The following is a 16,632-nucleotide window of genomic DNA, read 5'->3' on the forward strand; positions in this document are numbered from 1 at the left end:
GGCGCAGCGGCTACGGTTTGCTTCGCTGCACCTCCTTCCGCTGTGTTCGACTTCGTCGAACGGTCGCTGCGCTCCCACGCCCGGATCAATCCCTCCACTCAGCCTTCCGACGTCGCCGGTGGATCAAGATCAAAAGCGGTACTCGAGCTTGCGCTCATTGTGGAGTGGGGCGGCTTCGCCGCGGGCAGCTGCGCTGCTTTGCCTTGGCTTTTGTAGGAGTGAGCCTGCTAGCGATGCGGCACGTCCAGGGCTCCGAGGGATTGAGTTTGTTTAATTCCGATGCCCAATAACCCGAACCTTCCCACAAGGTTTTCAGGTTGTCCGTCGGACGTCCGCTCTCTAGGCTTGGGTCGTCGCTGGTTGTTCAGCGATCGGGTGTGAGAACCCGGAAAATTAGTGATTCAGTGCGCATGTCCGCATAATTGCCGCCAGCTCTTCAGTTGTCTGCAATAGCGATATGGCGACTGTGTGCGGGCAGACTTCGGTCTGGCCGGTTTTCCTATTTTTCCGGTTTCTCACCCCGCACATAGTTGCCACCCACTTCGCCGCGTGAGAAACGGCAGGTGATGGCGTTCATTTAGCAAAGTAGGGCTATTTAATGACCAAACCAGTCCCCGACCCACCCGAAGAAACCTCAACCCCCCTTGAAGCCGCGCTGCGCGCCGACGATCTCGCGAAGAACCGCGAAGCCATCAAGCGTGCCCTCGATTTCTATCTCTGCCCGCCACCCGGCAAACCCCATCCGCCCAGCACGATGTTTCTGGTCCAGCCCGACATCGACACCGAAAGCCTGCTGGCTCACGCCTGTGAGTCCCTTGCTTCAGCCAATACGCTGGCCAGCGATTTCGCCGATCAGCTTGGTCGGCCGCAGCGCAATACGGCGCTGGCGATTCAGCAGATCATCATGCTGGCGGAGCTGGCGGTGAACCGGGCGCTGGATCGGGTTGATCCGCACGCTTGAAACCGCGCTATCGTTCTTCGCGAGCAGGCTCGCTCCCACATTCAAATGCGTTCAACCTGTGGGAGCTGGCTTGCCAGCGATAGCGGTGGATCATTCACTACAAAACCCAGGCACAAAAAAACCGGCAACCATTTACTGATTGCCGGTCTTTCATTCAGCCAAGCTCAAATCACTGCATCAACACTTCAATCGAGCCATCAGCGGTCATGCTGACCTGGCTGGTGCCTCCTTCGACTTCAGGCGTCACCGGCGCGGAATCCATGGCCGCGGCTTTCATCATCATCGGCGCGCGCAGGTACGGTTGTGGGTAACCGTTGCTGTTGAGATTCAGGTTGACGATTTTGTAACCCTTGCCGCCCAGGGCGTCGGTGGCCAGTTGGGCGCGGGTCTTGAAGGCGGTGACGGCTTCTTTGAGCAACTGGTCTTCGCTGGCCTTGCGGGTCGGGTCGGCGATGGCGAAGTCCATGCCGCCCATTTTCAGCTCGGTCAGCAACTCGCCGGTGAGTTTGGACAGGGCGGCGAAGTCGGTGCTTTCCAGGCGCAGTTCGGCGCGTTCGCGCCAGCCGGTGATCTTCTGGCCTTTGGTGTCGTAGATCGGATAGCTGTTGCGGCTGCCCGTGCGCAGGGTGATGTCTTTGACTTGTTTGGCCTGGGCGGTGGCCTTGTTCATGGTGGTGCTGATGGCGGCGGCGAGTTTGGCCGGGTCGGTGTTCTGCTCTTCGGTATAGAGCGTCACGATCATCTGGTCGCGGGCCACTTCCTGGCTGACTTCGGCGCGCAGGGAATTCTGGTTGTAGTGCAGCTCATCGGCGGCCAGCGCCGGAAGGCTGGCGACGCTGCCGACGGTCAGAGCGAGGAGGGCGGCGCTGCGGCGAAATGTGGCATGAAGGCTCCTTGAATGAGGCGCAGGTGATGGGTCGCGGCCTGCGTGAACCATCAGACTCTAACTTCTATAATCCGGTTCGCCCAGTTACAACTTCTATACAGATACCTGCGCGCAGTGGGGATTGCTTCTGTGGCGAGGGGATTTATCCCCGTTCGGCTGCGCAGCAGTCGCAAATCCTGCTGATGCGGTGTGTCTGGTTAAATGAGGTCGCATGATTTGGGGGCGGCTCCGCCACCCAGCGGGGATAAATCCCCTCGCCACAATTCATCTCCAATAGCCCTCGGCATCTTCTTCAACTCAGATGAATTCTCCATCGTCGCCATGTGGTCGTTTGCCGCACTTTCGCCTCTGAACCCCGCGCCTTGGTTATACTCCGTGCGATCCGCCTGGAGCGCTCATCAGGAGAGCTCATGCTCGCCCCCGTACAACTGACTTCCGCCACTCGCCAGAACCTCTGGCGGCTGACTTTCATCCGCACCCTGGTGCTCGCCGCGCAGGCCGGGTCCGTGGGCCTGGCCTACTGGCTGCAATTGTTGCCATTGCCGTGGGTGCAATTGGCGATGACCCTGGGCTGTTCGATTCTGCTCTGCGTGTTCACTGCCGTGCGCCTGCGCACATCGTGGCCGGTGACCGAGCTCGAATACGCGCTGCAACTGGCCTGCGATCTGGTGATTCACAGTGCGCTGCTGTATTTCTCCGGCGGTTCGACCAACCCGTTCGTTTCCTATTATCTGGTGCCGCTGACGATCGCGGCGGTGACGCTGCCGTGGCGTTATTCGGTGATTCTGTCCGGTATCGCGCTGGCGCTGTACACCGTAATGCTGACGCGTTTCTATCCGCTGGAAACCCTGCCGGTCGCCCGTGAGAATCTGCAGATCTACGGCATGTGGCTGAGCTTTGCCCTGGCTGCTGCGGTCATCACGTTCTTCGCCGCGCGTATGGCTGAAGAGCTGCGCCGGCAGGAAGAATTGCGCGCGATTCGCCGCGAAGAAGGTCTGCGCGATCAGCAGCTGCTCGCCGTTGCGACCCAGGCCGCCGGTGCGGCGCATGAGCTGGGTACGCCGCTGGCGACCATGAGCGTGTTGCTCAAGGAAATGCAGCAGGATCACCCCGATGCGTTGCTGCAGGACGATCTGAAAGTGCTGCAGGATCAGGTCAAGCTGTGCAAGGAAACCTTGCAGCAACTGGTCCGCGCCGCTGAGGCCAATCGGCGTCTGGCGGTGGAGATGCAGGACGTTACCGACTGGCTCGACGAGGCGTTGAACCGTTGGCACCTGATGCGCCCGGAAGCCAGTTATCGCTTCCAGCGTCTCGGCCAGGGTGCGGTGCCGCGCATGGCGCCGCCGCCGGATCTGACCCAGGCGTTGCTGAATCTGCTCAACAATGCAGCCGACGCCTGCCCGGAAAACCTCCAGGTGACGCTGGACTGGGACGCAGAGACTTTGACGATCAGCATTCGCGACCACGGCGCGGGTGTGCCGCTGGCCATCGCCGAGCAGATCGGCAAACCGTTTTTTACCACCAAGGGCAAAGGTTTCGGCCTGGGCCTGTTTTTGAGCAAGGCCAGCGTGACACGCGCCGGCGGCTCAGTGAAACTCTATAGTCATGAGGAAGGCGGCACGCTCACCGAGCTGCGCCTGCCCCACGGCGCCCGAGGAGACCAACATGAGTGACGAAATCCAAGTCGAAGGCGAAGAACTGCCGCATCTGCTGCTGGTCGACGACGACGCGACCTTCACCCGCGTCATGGCCCGCGCCATGGCCCGCCGCGGCTTTCGCGTCAGCACTGCCGGTTCTGCGGAAGAAGGCCTGACCATCGCCCAGGCCGATCTGCCTGACTATGCCGCGCTGGACCTGAAAATGGACGGCGATTCCGGTCTGGTCCTGCTGCCCAAGCTGCTGGAACTCGATCCGGAAATGCGCGTGGTGATCCTCACCGGTTATTCGAGCATTGCCACGGCGGTCGAGGCGATCAAGCGTGGCGCCTGCAACTCCCTGTGCAAGCCCGCCGATGCCGACGACGTGCTGGCCGCGCTGCTGTCCGAGCATGCCGACCTCGACAGTCTGGTGCCGGAAAACCCGATGTCGGTCGATCGTCTGCAATGGGAGCACATCCAGCGCGTGCTCACCGAGCACGAAGGCAACATTTCCGCCACGGCCCGCGCGCTGGGCATGCACCGCCGCACCTTGCAGCGCAAATTGCAGAAGCGTCCGGTTCGTCGCTGAACCTGCGCTGAACGACTATCGCCAGCCCTCGCGATAAAACGCGCCGATCATCTATGATCGGCGCGTGTCCGTTCTTTTTACTATCGAGCCTTATCCATGAATCAGAACGCTGAATATTCCGCGGTCAACGATGCTGTGCGCGGGCAGTTTTTTCGCAAAGTCTGGGCGATGACCACGCCTTACTGGCGCAGCGAAGAGAAGGGCAAGGCCTGGACGTTGCTGATTGCCGTAATTGCGCTGACGCTGTTCAGCGTAGCGATCTCGGTGTGGATCAACAGTTGGTACAAGGATTTCTACAACGCTTTGCAGAGAAAGGATGAAGCCGCGTTCTGGCAGTTGATCCTGTATTTCTGCGGCATCGCGACGGTGGCGATTCTCGGCGCGGTGTATCGCTTGTATCTGACGCAGATGCTGACGATCCGCTGGCGGGCTTGGCTGACCGAAAAGCACTTCAAGCGTTGGCTAGACCACAAGAATTACTATCAGCTGGAGCAGGGCGGTTATACCGATAACCCCGACCAGCGGATTTCCGAAGACCTCAACACTTACACCGCCAACACCCTGAGCCTGGGCCTCGGGCTGCTGCGCACGATTGTCAGTCTGGTGTCGTTCTCGATCATTTTGTGGGGCGTGTCGGGCAGTATCGAAGTGTTCGGCATCGAAATTCCCGGCTACATGTTCTGGTGTGCGCTGTTGTATGCGGCGGTGGGCAGTTGGCTGACGCATTTGATCGGTCGCCGTCTGATCGGTCTGAACAACAAGCAACAACGCTTCGAAGCAGACCTGCGTTTTTCCATGGTGCGCGTGCGTGAGAACGCGGAAAGCATCGCCTTGTACAACGGCGAACCGAATGAGAACCGCCGCCTGAGCAACCGCTTCGGGCTGGTCTGGCACAATTTCTGGGACATCATGCGCGTGTCCAAGCGCCTGACGTTCTTCACCTCCGGTTACGGTCAGATCGCAATCATTTTCCCGTTTGTCGTCGCCGCACCGCGCTATCTGTCCGGCAAGATCGAACTGGGCGAGCTGATGCAAATCAACTCGGCGTTCGGCAACGTGCAGGAGAATTTCAGCTGGTTCATCACCGCCTACTCGGATCTCGCCGCGTGGCGCGCCACCTGTGATCGTTTGCTGAGTTTCCGTCAGGCCATGAGCGACAACGAACAACGCACCCCGGCCATCGACGTGCAGAATCAGGGCAGTGAGTTGCAGGTGCACAACCTCGGCCTGGATCTGGCCGATGGTCGTCACCTGCTGACCGACGCTGACATGACCGTTGAACCGGGTGAGCGCGTGATGCTCAGCGGCCGTTCCGGCAGCGGCAAGTCGACACTGCTGCGTGCGATGGGGCATTTGTGGCCGGCGGGGCACGGCAATATTCGTTTGCCGGCGGCGCGTTATCTGTTCCTGCCGCAGAAGCCTTATCTGCCGATCGGCACATTGCGTGAAGCGTTGAGTTATCCACAACCGGGCGACACTTACACGCCGGAGCGTTATGCACAGGTGCTGGAAACCTGTCGTCTGCCGCACTTGGTTGGGCGGCTGGATGAAGCCAATCACTGGCAGCGCATGCTCTCGCCGGGTGAACAGCAACGCCTGGCCTTCGCCCGCGCACTCCTTTATTCACCGCAATGGCTGTACATGGACGAGGCTACATCGGCGATGGATGAAGAGGACGAGGCGACCTTGTATCAAGCGTTGATCGACGAGATTCCGGGTCTGAGCATCGTCAGCGTCGGTCACCGAAGCAGTTTGAAACGATTCCATCCACGGCATGTGCGGATCGACAGCGGTCGTCTGGTCGAACAGGCCATAACTGTCTGAACACTCACCTGTGGGAGCGAGCCTGCTCGCGAAGGGGCCGTCTTGGTCGACGAATCTGTCGTCTGAACCACCGCTTTCGCGAGCAGGCTCGCTCCCACAGTGGGGTAATGTGATCTGCCCGGTGATCGTACAACCCGCTTGAGCTATGATGGCGCCAAGCCGAACTTTCGAGACAAGATGCAGACCATGGAAAAGCTGATCGACACCCCGCGCCTCCCCCGCAAGCGCCGCAGCCTCGCCCAGGAATTGGTGACGGTGTTGAGCGAGCAGATCCGTGATGGCCTGCTCAAGCGTGGCGACAAATTGCCCACCGAGTCGGCAATCATGGAAGCCCATGGCGTCAGCCGCACTGTGGTGCGCGAGGCGATTTCCCGTCTGCAGGCCGCCGGTCAGGTGGAAACCCGCCACGGCATCGGCACCTTTGTTCTCGACACGCCAAGCCCGAGCGGTTTCCGTATCGATCCGGCCACCGTCGTCACCCTGCGTGACGTGCTGGCGATTCTCGAATTGCGCATCAGCCTCGAAGTCGAATCCGCCGGCCTCGCCGCGCAGCGCCGCAGCCCCGAGCAACTGGCAACCATGCGCGCCGCCCTCGACGCCTTGAACGAAAGCGCTTCCCATGCCAGCGATGCGGTGTCGTCAGACTTCGCTTTCCACCTGGAAATCGCCCTGTCCACCGGCAACCGCTACTTCACCGACATCATGACGCACCTGGGCACCAGCATCATTCCGCGTACCCGGCTGAACTCGGCGCGCCTGGCCCACGATGATCAGCAACACTACATGGGCCGCCTGAGCCGTGAGCACGAAGAAATCTACGACGCGATTGCCCGTCAGGATTCCGATGCTGCCCGCGCCGCGATGCGGTTGCACCTGACCAACAGCCGCGAAAGACTGCGCCAGGCCCATGAAGAGGCGCAGGCGCAGGGATAAGGTTACGAGTTAAGGTTCCAGACCGACGTCTATTTCAGCCGAAGGTCCAATATTGCCGCTCTGTTTGGTGACCTCATACTTCAGAAACGCGCGGTCGCCCGCCACTGCAAGTAGGGCAAGATGGTCCTTCGGGATTTGGAATAGAAAGGCGGCGTCACCAGGGGGGGTCGATACACTGAGGGTATAGGTGTGCTCACCCCCGTGAGTGGTCCTGAGCAAAAGCCTGATGGAGTCTCCGACCTCCGACCCTGTATATACCGGGACCACGGCTTCGGTCGACTCCTGGATTTCGCTGAGCTTGAGTACGCCGTTCACCGCTTGTGAAAATTGGGGGGCGGGTAACGAGCTTGTTTTAGCTGTCATCTTCAAGATCCTTTTGGTCAGCAATGAATAGTTAAGGCACGGGCGCCCAACAGCATCCATGCGCAACCATTTAAGAACTGACGAATACGTGGCCGCACCTGTAAGAAATACCAGTCCCGACCAACGGTCAGGCCTCAAACGCGGAAATGCTTACGCCTCAACCCGCAACCTCAACGCCCGCGAATACGGCTCCATACTCGATTCATCGCGAAACTTGTACCTCAGCTCCACCTCGCGGCCCAGGTACGGTTGCAGCGCTTCTTTGGGCAGCTGCACCTCGATGTCGAGCAGCTTTTCCATTTCATCCTCGGCGTCGTCCCAGGCGCCAGTGTCCACCTCATCACCTTCCCATTCGGGTTCCTCACCATCGCTGCCGAGGATCGCGTAGACGCTCCAGTTTGCTGCGAAATCGCTGGAATCCGGCACCTGCACGGTGAGGATGTCCGGCAGTTGCGAGAGCTGAAGTGTCACGCAGTCGTCTTGCGCAGGGGCGACGTGGGTGAGGGTGGGGGCGGCAAAAGGAATCGACATAGCGGCTTCCTTTGAGTGGTCCGCCACGATCCTTCGTGGCAGTCGACGTACTTTACGAGCCGCTGGTCCTCTCAGAATTAAACGAATCCAGACGAGATATTTCCGCGAGAAAATGCTTCAAGGACGGGCCTTCCAGCGATTTCCAGAAGCATAGACAGCGATTTTGTCGGACAAAAAAGCCCTGCCAACGATGAAATGCAGTTGACGGTTATTTTTTAAGTTGTACGATGACCTACAACTTCGGCGAAGGCTGAACGGTCCACTCACAATAAAACGTTGCTACCAGGGTGTTCGAATAATGAATCCACAAGAACTGAAGTCCATCCTCTCTGCCGGCCTGCTGTCTTTCCCGGTGACCGATTTCAACGCGCAAGGCGATTTCAACCGCGCGGGCTACATCAAACGCCTGGAATGGCTGGCTCCGTATGGCGCTTCGGCTCTGTTCGCCGCCGGCGGCACCGGTGAGTTCTTCTCCCTGGCCGCCAGCGAATACTCGGAAATCATCAAGACTGCCGTCGACACCTGCGCAACCAGCGTGCCGATCCTCGCCGGCGTCGGTGGTTCGACCCGCCAGGCCATCGAATACGCTCAGGAAGCCGAGCGTCTGGGCGCCAAAGGCCTGTTGCTGCTGCCGCACTACCTGACCGAAGCGAGCCAGGACGGTGTTGCCGCCCACGTTGAAGCCGTGTGCAAATCGGTGAAGATCGGCGTGGTCGTCTACAACCGCAACGTTTGCCGCCTCAACGCGCCGCTGCTGGAACGTCTGGCCGAGCGCTGCCCGAACCTGATCGGCTACAAGGATGGCCTGGGCGATATCGAGTTGATGGTGTCGATCCGTCGCCGCCTCGGTGATCGCTTCAGCTACCTGGGTGGTCTGCCGACCGCTGAAGTCTACGCCGCTGCCTACAAGGCGTTGGGCGTGCCGGTCTACTCCTCGGCGGTGTTCAACTTCATCCCGAAAACCGCGATGGACTTCTACCACGCGATCGCTCGCGAAGATCATGCCACCGTCGGCAAGATCATCGACGACTTCTTCCTGCCGTATCTGGACATCCGCAACCGCAAGGCCGGTTACGCCGTGAGTATCGTCAAGGCAGGTGCAAAAATCGCCGGCTATGACGCAGGTCCGGTGCGTGCGCCGCTGACCGACCTGACCGGCGAAGAGTACGAAATGCTCGCCGCGCTGATCGACAAGCAAGGCGCGCAGTAAACGAGAAAAGCGAGGCCGCTGAGCAATCAGCGGCTTTTTGCGTGATGGCTTTTAGAGTTGAGGGCTGCCCTGTGACAACTGCAAAACGCTACGACAACTACATCAATGGCGAATGGGTCGCCGGTGCCGATTACTCGGCCAACATCAACCCGTCCGAACTCAGCGACACCATCGGCGATTACGCCAAGGCTGACCTGACCCAGGTCAACGCCGCCATCGACGCCGCCCGCGCTGCGTTCCCGGCGTATTCCACTTCGGGCATTCAGGCCCGTCACGATTCGCTGGATAAAGTCGGCAGCGAGATCCTCGCCCGTCGCGAAGAGCTCGGCACGCTGTTGGCCCGTGAAGAGGGCAAGACCCTGCCGGAAGCGATCGGTGAAGTGACCCGCGCCGGCAATATTTTCAAGTTCTTCGCCGGCGAATGCCTGCGCCTGTCCGGTGACTACGTGCCGTCGGTACGCCCGGGCGTCAACGTCGAAGTCACCCGTGAAGCGCTGGGCGTGGTCGGTCTGATCACCCCGTGGAACTTCCCGATCGCCATCCCGGCGTGGAAAATTGCTCCGGCCCTGGCCTATGGCAACTGCGTCGTACTCAAGCCTGCCGATCTGGTGCCGGGCTGCGCCTGGGCGCTGGCGGAAATCATTTCCCGCGCGGGCTTCCCGGCCGGTGTGTTCAACCTGGTAATGGGCAGCGGTCGCGTGGTTGGCGAGGCGTTGGTCAACAGCCCGAAAGTCGACGGCATCAGCTTCACCGGTTCGGTGGGCGTGGGTCGTCAGATCGCGGTCAACTGCGTTTCGCGCCAGGCCAAGGTGCAGCTGGAAATGGGCGGCAAGAACCCGCAGATCATTCTCGACGACGCCGACCTCAAGCAAGCGGTCGAGCTGTCGGTGCAGAGCGCGTTCTACTCCACCGGCCAGCGCTGCACAGCGTCGAGCCGTCTGATCGTCACCGCTGGCATCCACGACAAGTTCGTTGAAGCGATGGCCGAGCGCATGAAGTCGATCAAGGTCGGCCACGCGCTGAAAGCCGGCACCGACATCGGTCCGGTGGTTTCCCAGGCGCAGCTTGAACAGGACATGAAGTACATCGACATCGGCCAGTCCGAAGGTGCACGTCTGGTCAGCGGCGGTGGTGTGGTGACCTGCGATACCGAAGGCTACTTCCTCGCACCAACCTTGTTTGCCGACAGTGAAGCGTCGATGCGCATCAGCCGCGAAGAAATTTTCGGCCCGGTGGCCAACATTGTTCGTGTGGCTGATTACGAAGCTGCGCTGGCAATGGCCAACGACACCGAATTCGGCTTGTCGGCCGGCATCGCCACCACCTCGCTGAAGTACGCCAACCACTTCAAGCGCCACTCTCAGGCCGGGATGGTGATGGTCAATCTGCCGACCGCCGGTGTGGATTACCACGTACCGTTCGGCGGGCGTAAAGGCTCGTCCTACGGCTCCCGTGAGCAGGGCCGCTATGCACAAGAGTTCTACACGGTCGTGAAGACTGCCTACATCGGTTCCTGATACACGCAATACCTGTGGGAGCTGGCTTGCCAGCGATTCAGGCAACGCGGTGCTGCAGGCACGCCGCGCTGATGCCATCGCTGGCAAGCCAGCTCCCACAAAGACCAAAGAATGTTTTACCCGCATAAAAATAATCAGTGGGAGTACATCTGCATGCAATCCTCCAAGCCGACTCACGTCCGCTATTTGATCCTGCTCATGCTGTTTCTGGTGACCACGATCAACTACGCCGACCGTGCCACGATCGCCATTGCCGGCTCCAGCCTGCAAAAGGATCTTGGCATCGACGCCGTTACCCTCGGCTACATCTTCTCCGCATTCGGTTGGGCCTACGTTGCCGGGCAAATTCCCGGTGGCTGGCTGCTCGATCGCTTCGGCTCGAAAAAAGTCTATGCCCTGAGCATTTTCACCTGGTCGCTGTTCACCGTGCTGCAAGGCTTTGTCGGTGAATTCGGCATGTCCACGGCAGTGGTTGCGCTGTTCATGCTGCGTTTCCTCGTGGGCCTGGCGGAAGCGCCATCGTTCCCCGGCAACGCGCGAATCGTGGCGGCGTGGTTTCCGACCGCTGAACGCGGCACCGCTTCGGCGATCTTCAACTCGGCGCAATACTTTGCCACCGTGCTGTTCGCGCCGTTGATGGGCTGGATCGTCTACAGCTTCGGCTGGGAGCACGTGTTCATCGTCATGGGTATCCTCGGTATCGTGTTCTCGCTGGTGTGGCTGAAAGTCATCTACAGCCCGCGCGAACACCCACGGGTCAACGAGGCCGAGTTCAAGCACATCGCTGACAACGGCGGCATGGTCGACATGGATCAGAAGGGCAAGAAGTCCGACGGTCCGAAGTGGGATTACATCCGTCAGCTGCTGACCAACCGCATGATGCTGGGCGTGTATCTGGGCCAGTACTGCATCAACGGCATCACCTATTTCTTCCTGACCTGGTTCCCGGTGTATCTGGTGCAAGAGCGTGGCATGACCATTCTCAAGGCCGGTTTCATCGCTTCGTTGCCGGCGATCTGCGGCTTTATCGGCGGCGTGCTCGGCGGGGTGATTTCCGACTACCTGCTGCGCAAGGGCCATTCACTGACCTTCGCCCGCAAGGCGCCGATCATCGCCGGCCTGCTGGTGTCGAGCAGCATCGTCGCGTGCAACTATGTTGACGTGGAATGGATGGTCGTGGGCTTCATGGCTCTGGCATTCTTCGGCAAAGGCGTTGGCGCACTGGGCTGGGCGGTGGTTTCCGACACTTCGCCGAAACAGATCGCCGGTCTGAGCGGTGGCCTGTTCAACACCTTCGGCAACATCGCTTCGATCACCACGCCGATCGTCATCGGTTACATCATCAGCTCCACCGGCTCGTTCAAGTGGGCGCTGGTGTTTGTCGGCGCCAACGCACTGGTCGCGGTGTTCAGCTATCTGGTTATCGTCGGCCCGATCAAGCGTGTGGTCTTGAAAGAGCCGCCAACCAGCGGCGGCGTTGAAGCCACCGGCAATTTGTCTCAAGCGCATTCCTGAGGAGCGGCGTCATGCAGTTGATTGAACATTCCGACTCGCCGCGCTACATCCGCCTGCACGAGCGGGACAACGTTGTAGTGGTGGTCAACGATCAGGGCGTACCGGCCGGTACCGAGTTCGCCGACGGCCTGGTCACCTTGGATTTCGTACCGCAGAGCCACAAGGTCACCTTGGAGGATATTCCCGAAGGCGGCCCGGTGATTCGTTACGGGCAGATCATTGGTTACGCGTTGCAGCCAATCCGCCGCGGCAGTTGGGTCAAGGAAGATCAACTGCGCATGCCGACCGCGCCGCCGCTGGACAGCTTGCCGCTGTCCACCGATGTGCCGGATGCGCAGGCACCGCTGGAAGGCTTCACGTTCGAGGGGTATCGCAACGCCGACGGCACCGTCGGCACGCGCAACATTCTCGGCATCACCACCACCGTGCAGTGCGTCACCGGCGTGCTTGATCATGCGGTCAAGCGCATCAAGGAAGAGCTGCTGCCGAAGTACCCGCACGTCGATGACGTGGTGGCGCTGACCCACAGCTATGGCTGCGGTGTGGCGATTACCGCCACCGACGCCTACATCCCGATTCGTACCGTGCGCAATCTGGCGCGCAACCCGAACCTGGGTGGCGAAGCACTGGTGATCGGTCTGGGCTGCGAAAAATTGCAGGCCGGGCAAGTGATGCACGAGGACGATGCCTCGGTGGATCTCAGCGATCCGTGGCTGTACCGCTTGCAGGATTCCAGTCATGGCTTTACCGAAATGATCGAACAGATCATGGAACTGGCCGAAGTGCGCTTGAAGAAACTCGACCAGCGCCGCCGCGAAACCGTGCCGGCCTCCGAGCTGATTCTCGGTATGCAGTGCGGCGGCAGCGATGCGTTCTCCGGCATCACCGCCAACCCGGCGCTGGGTTATGCCTCGGACTTGCTGCTGCGAGCGGGGGCGACGGTGATGTTTTCCGAAGTCACCGAAGTGCGCGATGCGATCTACCTGCTGACCTCACGGGCGCAAACGCAAACCGTCGCCGAAGAGCTGGTGCGCGAGATGGACTGGTACGACCGTTACCTGGCCAAGGGCGAAGCCGATCGCAGCGCCAACACCACGCCGGGCAACAAGAAGGGCGGGTTGTCGAACATTGTCGAGAAGTCCTTGGGCTCGATCGTCAAGTCCGGCAGCAGCGCGATCAATGGCGTGCTCGGCCCGGGCGAGCGCTTCAAGCACAAGGGCCTGATTTTCTGCGCGACGCCGGCCAGCGATTTTGTCTGCGGTACGCTGCAACTGGCGGCGGGGATGAACCTGCACGTGTTCACCACCGGTCGCGGCACGCCTTACGGGCTGGCCATGGCGCCGGTGGTCAAGGTATCGACGCGGACTGAACTGGCGCAGCGCTGGCCGGACCTGATCGACATCGACGCCGGCCGCATTGCTACCGGGCGCGCGACCATCGAAGAACTCGGCTGGGAGTTGTTTCACTATTACCTGGATGTTGCCAGTGGCAAGCAACAGACCTGGGCGGAGAAGCACAAGCTGCATAACGACATCACCTTGTTCAACCCGGCGCCGATTACCTGAGACCGCGTCATCGTTCTTCGCGAGCAGGCTCGCTCCCACAGGGATATGCATTGCAAATGTGGGAGCGAGCCTGCTCGCGAATGCGATCTGCCAGACGCCGGAGGACTTGCGGTGCCTGTGATCGTTCCCACGCAGAGCGTGGGAACGATCAGGGTGAAAGTGGCTTATCATTAGCCCCCTATCGACGCTCACCCAAGGCTCTCCGGCATGCTGGCAATCTTTCTTGAAACCCTGAACATCACCGCGCCGGTGTTTGCCATGCTGTTTCTCGGTGTGCTGCTCAAGCGCATCGACTGGATCAACGACAACTTCATCCACACCGCCTCGTCGCTGGTGTTCAACGTGACCATGCCGGCGCTGCTGTTCCTCGGCATCCTCCACGCTGACCTGCACGCCGCACTGCAACCCTCGCTATTCATCTACTTTTCCCTCGCGACCCTGGTGAGTTTCGCCGTGGCCTGGGGCTGGGCGATTTTCAAGTGTCCGCGTGAAGATCGCGGCATCTACACCCAGGGCGCGTTTCGCGGCAACAACGGCGTGATAGGTCTGGCGCTGGCGGCGAGCATGTACGGCGATTACGGCATTTCCCTCGGGGCGATTCTCGCGGCGCTGGTGATCCTGTTCTACAACACGCTGTCGACCATCGTGCTGGCGGTGTACAGCCCGGTGATCAAGTCCGATCCGTGGAGCATCTGCAAAAGCGTGTTCAGCAACCCGCTGATCATCAGCGTGATTTCGGCGGCGCCGTTCGCCTATTTCAAGATCGGTTTGCCGGGCTGGCTGGAAACCTCCGGCCAGTATCTGGCGCAGACCACGTTGCCGCTGGCGCTGATTTGTATCGGTGGCACGCTGTCACTGGCGGCGCTGCGCAAGAGCGGCAAGATGGCGCTCAGCTCCAGCCTGGTGAAGATGGTCGGTCTGCCGTTACTGGCAACCGTGGGCGCGTGGTTGTGGGGCTTTCGCGGTGCGGAACTGGGGATTCTGTTTCTCTACTTTGGCAGCCCGACGGCGGCGGCAAGTTTCGTCATGGCCCGGGCAGCGCAGGGCAATCATGAGCTGGCAGCGGCGATTATCGTGATGACCACGTTGATGGCGGCGATCACCACCAATGTCGGGATCTTTGTGTTGCAGTGGGGTGGGTGGATCTGACCAAGGATTTGCGGTGTCTGCCAGGGCCTCTTCGCGAGCAGGCGGTCACTGCGGTTTCTGGTAGCTGTCGATCACTTCCTGCGCCGCGCGAAACGCATCAATCGCCGCCGGTACGCCGGCATACACCGCGCAATGCAGCAGCGCTTCGCGAATCTCTTCCACCGTGCAGCCGTTGTTCAGCGCACCGCGCACATGGCCTTTCAACTCCTGCGGACACTTCAGCGCGGTCAGTGCGGCGAGGGTGATCAGGCTGCGGGTTTTCAGCGACAAACCTTCGCGATTCCACACGCCACCCCAGGCGTGTTCATTGACGAAATCCTGCAACGGCTGGGTGAACTCGGTGGCGTTGCCCAAGGCGCGATCAACGAACGTATCGCCCATGACCTGACGACGGATTTCAACCCCGGACTGCTTCGACTCGCTCATGGCACATCTCTCTTGTGGTGTTGGCGACGCCAGGCGCGGATCGACGTGAACAGCAGAAACGTCAGCAGCGCCGGCAGGACATAAAACAGCATCAACCGCTCGAGTTTTCCGGCCAGCGGCATGCCGGTGGTGAACGACACCACATGCAGCCCGTAGACCAGATACAAACCGAGCAGCAGCAAGCCTTCGGCCCGGGTCACGCGGTAGCCGGAATAGAACACCGGCAGGCACAGCGCAGCGACGCCGAGCATCACTGGCAAGTCGAAATCCAGCGCGTTGGGGGAGACGGAAAGCGGCGTCGGTGCGAGTAGGGCGGTCAGGCCGAGCACCCCGAGCAGGTTGAACAGGTTGGCGCCGATCACGTTGCCCACGGCAATGTCGCGCTGCCCGCGCAACGCAGCGATCAGCGAAGTCGCCAGCTCCGGCAGCGAAGTGCCGACCGCGACCACGGTCAGACCGATGACCCGTTCGGACAGGCCAAGGTCGGTGGCCACGACCACGGCGGCGCCGAGCAGCAAACGCCCGGCGAACACCAGCATGGCCAGGCCAGCGAGAATCATCAGCATACTGATCAGCCAGGATTGCTGCGTTTCGGTGGGTCGTTCTGTATGAGGTCGCGTCGAGTGTCGCGACTGGCGGAACAACAAGCCAAGGTACAGCGCCAAGGCCCCGAGCAGCAGGACGCCGTCGAAACGCCCGAGGTCTTTATTCCAGGCGAGGATGAATACCAGCAGGCTGGCGCCGATCATCAGCGGGATATCCAGGCGCACCAGTTGCCGCGACACGCGCAGCGGAATGATCAGTGCCGACAGGCCAAGGGTTACGAGGATGTTGAAGATGCCGCTGCCGACCACGCTGCCGACGGCGATGTCCGGGTTGTCGGTCAGCGCCGCTTGCAGGCTCACTGTCATCTGCGGCGCGCTGCTGCCGAGGGCGACGATGGTCAGGCCGATGATCAGCGGGCGCACATGCAGGCGCTCGGCCAGACGCACGGCGGCGCGCACCATCAGCTCGGCGCCGATGAGCAAAAGAACCAGGCCGCTGAGCAGTTCGATGACGTTGATCAGCGGCAGATCGGCTAGTCCGAAAATGGTCGGCGCTCCATCAGTCGAGGGCCTGCACGCGAACCCGTGCGGTGCCGCTGCGCAGCATGCCGATTTCATCGGCGGCCTCGCGCGACAGATCGATCAGCCGGCCACGGGTGTGCGGGCCACGGTCATTGATGCGGACCACGACTGATTCGTCATTTTTCAGATTGGTGACCTTCACCCGCGTACCGAACGGCAACTGGCGGTGGGCGGCGGTCAGGGAATGCTGGTTGAACGCTTCGCCGCTGGCGGTGCGTTTACCGTGATGTTTGGCTCCATAGTAGGAGGCGACGCCGGTCTGGTCGTAACCGTGCGGGTCGATGGTGTCGGTACTGGCGCAACCGGCCAGCAGAGAGAGCAGGGCGCTGCTCAGCAACAGACGCTTCATTCAAAGGTATCCCGGATCAAATGTAGGAGTGACCTGTGGCGAGGGGATTT

The 16,632-nt window shown here is 60.7% G+C and carries 17 protein-coding genes; 11 read left to right on the forward strand and 6 right to left on the reverse strand.

Going from position 1 to position 16,632, the window contains the following annotated elements; translation table 11 throughout:
* A partial coding sequence (locus tag OC605_RS20190; RefSeq protein WP_262139064.1) for a hypothetical protein occupies positions 1 to 216 on the forward strand: 216 nt, incomplete at its 5' end.
* A 382-nt stretch (positions 217 to 598) separates the two neighbouring features.
* Positions 599 to 961, forward strand: coding sequence for a DUF6124 family protein (locus tag OC605_RS20195; RefSeq protein ID WP_016771715.1), 363 nt, complete (start codon positions 599 to 601; stop codon positions 959 to 961).
* 169 nt (positions 962 to 1,130) lie between these two features.
* On the opposite strand, the gene OC605_RS20200 is transcribed toward OC605_RS20195, so the two are convergent.
* Complete coding sequence (locus OC605_RS20200) at positions 1,131 to 1,898, reverse strand: SIMPL domain-containing protein (RefSeq protein WP_262139066.1); 768 nt, start codon at positions 1,896 to 1,898, stop codon at positions 1,131 to 1,133.
* A gap of 359 nt (positions 1,899 to 2,257) precedes the next feature.
* Here OC605_RS20200 and OC605_RS20205 point away from each other — a divergent pair, with 359 nt between their 5' ends.
* The 4 genes from OC605_RS20205 (at position 2,258) to OC605_RS20220 (ending at position 6,830) form a co-directional block, all read left to right on the forward strand.
* The gene (locus OC605_RS20205; protein ID WP_212615312.1) at positions 2,258 to 3,520 is read left to right on the forward strand and encodes an ATP-binding protein; all 1,263 of its coding nucleotides are present in this window, start codon (positions 2,258 to 2,260) and stop codon (positions 3,518 to 3,520) included.
* A complete protein-coding gene (locus OC605_RS20210; RefSeq protein WP_262139071.1) occupies positions 3,513 to 4,073 on the forward strand; it encodes a response regulator transcription factor in 561 nt (186 codons plus the stop codon). The genes OC605_RS20205 and OC605_RS20210 overlap by 8 nt, the downstream gene beginning before the upstream one ends.
* Before the next feature lie 96 nt (positions 4,074 to 4,169).
* Positions 4,170 to 5,897, forward strand: a complete 1,728-nt coding sequence (locus OC605_RS20215) for an ABC transporter ATP-binding protein/permease (RefSeq protein WP_262139073.1) — start codon at positions 4,170 to 4,172, stop codon at positions 5,895 to 5,897.
* A 186-nt stretch (positions 5,898 to 6,083) separates the two neighbouring features.
* Positions 6,084 to 6,830: a FadR/GntR family transcriptional regulator gene (locus tag OC605_RS20220; protein ID WP_024011597.1), complete on the forward strand. Its 747-nt coding sequence runs from the start codon at positions 6,084 to 6,086 to the stop codon at positions 6,828 to 6,830.
* 9 nt (positions 6,831 to 6,839) lie between these two features.
* On the opposite strand, the gene OC605_RS20225 is transcribed toward OC605_RS20220, so the two are convergent.
* Positions 6,840 to 7,193 (reverse strand): hypothetical protein, encoded by a 354-nt coding sequence (locus OC605_RS20225; protein WP_262139075.1) that lies wholly within the window; start codon positions 7,191 to 7,193, stop codon positions 6,840 to 6,842.
* A gap of 150 nt (positions 7,194 to 7,343) precedes the next feature.
* Complete coding sequence (locus OC605_RS20230) at positions 7,344 to 7,724, reverse strand: hypothetical protein (protein WP_262139077.1); 381 nt, start codon at positions 7,722 to 7,724, stop codon at positions 7,344 to 7,346.
* 298 nt (positions 7,725 to 8,022) lie between these two features.
* Here OC605_RS20230 and kdgD point away from each other — a divergent pair, with 298 nt between their 5' ends.
* From kdgD to OC605_RS20255, 5 genes are all read left to right on the forward strand, one after another.
* A complete protein-coding gene (gene kdgD / locus OC605_RS20235; protein WP_016771708.1) occupies positions 8,023 to 8,934 on the forward strand; it encodes a 5-dehydro-4-deoxyglucarate dehydratase in 912 nt (303 codons plus the stop codon).
* A 44-nt stretch (positions 8,935 to 8,978) separates the two neighbouring features.
* Positions 8,979 to 10,451, forward strand: a complete 1,473-nt coding sequence (locus OC605_RS20240; protein WP_410056010.1) for an aldehyde dehydrogenase family protein — start codon at positions 8,979 to 8,981, stop codon at positions 10,449 to 10,451.
* A 153-nt stretch (positions 10,452 to 10,604) separates the two neighbouring features.
* Entirely contained in the window at positions 10,605 to 11,966 is a 1,362-nt protein-coding gene (locus OC605_RS20245; RefSeq protein ID WP_262139080.1) for an MFS transporter, read from the forward strand.
* 11 nt (positions 11,967 to 11,977) lie between these two features.
* Positions 11,978 to 13,531 (forward strand): galactarate dehydratase, encoded by a 1,554-nt coding sequence (gene garD, locus OC605_RS20250; protein ID WP_016771706.1) that lies wholly within the window; start codon positions 11,978 to 11,980, stop codon positions 13,529 to 13,531.
* A 207-nt stretch (positions 13,532 to 13,738) separates the two neighbouring features.
* On the forward strand, positions 13,739 to 14,680 hold the full coding sequence (locus OC605_RS20255) for an AEC family transporter (RefSeq protein WP_262139082.1): 942 nt from the start codon (positions 13,739 to 13,741) through the stop codon (positions 14,678 to 14,680).
* Positions 14,681 to 14,725: 45 nt separating this feature from the next.
* Here OC605_RS20255 and OC605_RS20260 read toward each other — a convergent pair whose 3' ends face one another.
* The 3 genes from OC605_RS20260 to OC605_RS20270 form a co-directional block, all read right to left on the reverse strand.
* A complete protein-coding gene (locus OC605_RS20260; protein WP_262139084.1) occupies positions 14,726 to 15,106 on the reverse strand; it encodes a carboxymuconolactone decarboxylase family protein in 381 nt (126 codons plus the stop codon).
* Positions 15,103 to 16,113: a calcium/sodium antiporter gene (locus OC605_RS20265; protein ID WP_410056013.1), complete on the reverse strand. Its 1,011-nt coding sequence runs from the start codon at positions 16,111 to 16,113 to the stop codon at positions 15,103 to 15,105. The genes OC605_RS20260 and OC605_RS20265 overlap by 4 nt, the downstream gene beginning before the upstream one ends.
* A 97-nt stretch (positions 16,114 to 16,210) precedes the next feature.
* The gene (locus tag OC605_RS20270) at positions 16,211 to 16,582 is read right to left on the reverse strand and encodes a septal ring lytic transglycosylase RlpA family protein (RefSeq protein WP_024011604.1); all 372 of its coding nucleotides are present in this window, start codon (positions 16,580 to 16,582) and stop codon (positions 16,211 to 16,213) included.
* Positions 16,583 to 16,632 lie beyond the last annotated feature (50 nt).

Source organism: Pseudomonas sp. Marseille-Q5117 (assembly GCF_946901175.1).
Lineage (GTDB): Bacteria > Pseudomonadota > Gammaproteobacteria > Pseudomonadales > Pseudomonadaceae > Aquipseudomonas > Aquipseudomonas iranensis.

Bases quoted from the DNA above. Each gene is read 5' to 3' on its own strand.
- OC605_RS20220 (WP_024011597.1), top strand. From the start codon at position 6,084: ATGGAAAAGCTGATCGACACCCCGCGCCTCCCCCGCAAGCGCCGCAGC.
- OC605_RS20240 (WP_410056010.1), top strand. From the start codon at position 8,979: ATGGCTTTTAGAGTTGAGGGCTGCCCTGTGACAACTGCAAAACGCTAC.
- kdgD (WP_016771708.1), top strand. From the start codon at position 8,023: ATGAATCCACAAGAACTGAAGTCCATCCTCTCTGCCGGCCTGCTGTCT.
- OC605_RS20230 (WP_262139077.1), bottom strand. From the start codon at position 7,724: ATGTCGATTCCTTTTGCCGCCCCCACCCTCACCCACGTCGCCCCTGCG.
- OC605_RS20215 (WP_262139073.1), top strand. From the start codon at position 4,170: ATGAATCAGAACGCTGAATATTCCGCGGTCAACGATGCTGTGCGCGGG.
- OC605_RS20245 (WP_262139080.1), top strand. From the start codon at position 10,605: ATGCAATCCTCCAAGCCGACTCACGTCCGCTATTTGATCCTGCTCATG.
- OC605_RS20265 (WP_410056013.1), bottom strand. From the start codon at position 16,113: ATGGTGCGCGCCGCCGTGCGTCTGGCCGAGCGCCTGCATGTGCGCCCG.
- OC605_RS20270 (WP_024011604.1), bottom strand. From the start codon at position 16,582: ATGAAGCGTCTGTTGCTGAGCAGCGCCCTGCTCTCTCTGCTGGCCGGT.
- OC605_RS20210 (WP_262139071.1), top strand. From the start codon at position 3,513: ATGAGTGACGAAATCCAAGTCGAAGGCGAAGAACTGCCGCATCTGCTG.
- OC605_RS20260 (WP_262139084.1), bottom strand. From the start codon at position 15,106: ATGAGCGAGTCGAAGCAGTCCGGGGTTGAAATCCGTCGTCAGGTCATG.
- OC605_RS20200 (WP_262139066.1), bottom strand. From the start codon at position 1,898: ATGGTTCACGCAGGCCGCGACCCATCACCTGCGCCTCATTCAAGGAGC.
- garD (WP_016771706.1), top strand. From the start codon at position 11,978: ATGCAGTTGATTGAACATTCCGACTCGCCGCGCTACATCCGCCTGCAC.
- OC605_RS20205 (WP_212615312.1), top strand. From the start codon at position 2,258: ATGCTCGCCCCCGTACAACTGACTTCCGCCACTCGCCAGAACCTCTGG.
- OC605_RS20255 (WP_262139082.1), top strand. From the start codon at position 13,739: ATGCTGGCAATCTTTCTTGAAACCCTGAACATCACCGCGCCGGTGTTT.
- OC605_RS20195 (WP_016771715.1), top strand. From the start codon at position 599: ATGACCAAACCAGTCCCCGACCCACCCGAAGAAACCTCAACCCCCCTT.
- OC605_RS20225 (WP_262139075.1), bottom strand. From the start codon at position 7,193: ATGACAGCTAAAACAAGCTCGTTACCCGCCCCCCAATTTTCACAAGCG.